Genomic DNA, 429 nt, shown 5'->3' with positions numbered 1-429 from the left:
TTACATCTTCCGCGCGGCCGACTCGACCAGTCGAGCTATTACGCTTTCTTTAAATGATGGCTGCTTCTAAGCCAACATCCTGGCTGTCTGAGCCTTCCCACTTCGTTTCCCACTTAACCATGACTTTGGGACCTTAGCTGGCGGTCTGGGTTGTTCCCTCTTCACGACGGACGTTAGCACCCGCCGTGTGTCTCCCCGTGATAACATTCTTCGGTATTCGCAGTTTGCATCGAGTTGGTAAGTCGGGATGACCCCCTAGTCGAAACAGTGCTCTACCCCCGAAGATGAGTTCACGAGGCGCTACCTAAATAGCTTTCGGGGAGAACCAGCTATCTCCCGGTTTGATTGGCCTTTCACCCCCATCCACAAGTCATCCGCTAATTTTTCAACATTAGTCGGTTCGGTCCTCCAGTTAGTGTTACCCAACCT

At 52.0% G+C, this 429-nt stretch carries 1 rRNA gene; it reads right to left on the bottom strand.

The features are described 5' to 3' along the window. Positions 1-429 (bottom strand): 23S ribosomal RNA (locus BHE89_RS20970); the annotation flags it as partial.

It is taken from the genome of Shigella sp. FC1967 (assembly GCF_001743005.1).
Lineage (GTDB): Bacteria > Pseudomonadota > Gammaproteobacteria > Enterobacterales > Enterobacteriaceae > Proteus.
Note: the sequence above shows the minus strand (reverse complement) of the source record. Positions and strands in the feature narration are given on the sequence as shown.